The 1,474-nt window shown below is 35.4% G+C and carries 1 protein-coding gene and 1 pseudogene; both read right to left on the bottom strand.

What is annotated here, in order from left to right; translation table 11 throughout:
• Positions 1–30 precede the first annotated feature (30 nt).
• Positions 31–897: pseudogene (locus tag B2C77_RS00435) on the bottom strand (IS3 family transposase); the annotation flags it as partial.
• The gene (locus B2C77_RS00430) at positions 858–1,421 is read right to left on the bottom strand and encodes a helix-turn-helix domain-containing protein (protein WP_077701823.1); all 564 of its coding nucleotides are present in this window, start codon (positions 1,419–1,421) and stop codon (positions 858–860) included. The gene B2C77_RS00430 and the pseudogene B2C77_RS00435, both read right to left, overlap by 40 nt.
• Positions 1,422–1,474 lie beyond the last annotated feature (53 nt).

The raw sequence follows: 1,474 nt of genomic DNA, 5'->3' as shown, positions 1-1,474 counted from the left end.
GGTGGTGACCCCACAAAGTTAGAGTTTTTATTATGCAGCTGTTTGGCTGGTTTGAGTTCGGTATTGTACTGGACTTAAACCAGCCAATTTTAACTTTATACGTTCATTATTGTAGTAATCAATGTAATCCTCAATTTTTCGCTTTAGCTCTTCATAAGACACTATTTTTTCCCCATAATACATTTCTTGCTTTAGAACGCCAAAAAAATTTTCCATTGCCGCATTATCCGCACATGTTGCTTTTCTAGACATACTTTGAAAGATTTTGTTTTTCTTTAATGTTTTCATCCACTTGTTATGTTGATAGTGCCAACCTTGATCAGAATGAATCGTTGTTCGATATTCAGCTTCATTTTTAATAATTTTTAGTGCTTGATTTAACGGTGCTATAACGAAATCTAATGTTGGACTGTTAGAAATACCATAGGATATAATTTCACCATTATATAAATCCATTATTGGACTTAAATACAGTTTTTGATCTTCGGTACATTTAAACTCAGTCACGTCTGTCACTAGTTTTTGAAGGCGAATGGATGTATTAAATCTACGGTTCAAGCGATTTTTAGCCACTTTTCCAACCTTACCTTTATACGATTTATAGCGAGATTTACGTGTGAATTTCACGCACCTTAAACCCATTTCATTCATAATTCGCTGGACTTTTTTATGATTTATTACATAACCTTGGCTTTTTAACTCTAAATAAATACGACGATATCCGTATTTACCCTCGTGCTTTTGAAAAAGCTCAAGGATGATTTCTTTCCACTCTTTATCTGGATCTTCTTTCTGTAATTGCTTCATATGGTAATGATAAGTCGCCTCTGGAATACCCACAATTTCTAACACATCTTTTAATTTGAATCCTTCTTCTTTGAGTTCGAACGCCAACGCTGCTTGTGCTTTTCGAGGAAGGCGTTCGGATTCTCCTGAAAAGCTTTTAACTTTTTTAAATAGGCATTCTCTAAGCGCAGAAGTTCATTTTCGCGTTCTAACAGTTCTTCACGAGATAACTCTTTTTCTTGTTTCGCTGGTTTAGCTTTATGATTTTTAGACATAGGAGGCCGTCCTTTCGATTTATCTTGCAGGCCCTCTATACCTTCATTCCAGAAAATTCTGTACCAGTTCGCAATTAATGTGGGATTGTTCATCTTAAAAACAATCGCGGTATCTTGATAAGAAGCGCCTGTCCTTTTCATAAAGTTTAATACATCTAACTTAAATTGAACAGGATAAACTTGTTTAGAATGCTTCCTGCGTAGCCCGTCCTCACCAAATTCTTTATAAGCACGAACCCACCTCTCAATTGGTGATTGGCTTGGAATACCATGTTTTTTCGCTAGCAATCCATAGCCCAAGGAATTTTCAAGATATTCTTTTACAATCATCAATTTAAATTCATAACTATATTTAGCCATATAAAAACACCCCAAAAGTCAGATTTTCACTCTAACTTTTGGGGTGCGGCACC

This window comes from Virgibacillus dokdonensis (assembly GCF_900166595.1).
GTDB classification, from domain to species: Bacteria; Bacillota; Bacilli; order Bacillales; family Amphibacillaceae; genus Virgibacillus; species Virgibacillus dokdonensis.
The sequence above is the reverse complement of the archived record's forward strand: the minus strand, read 5'-3'. Positions and strand labels throughout refer to the sequence as shown.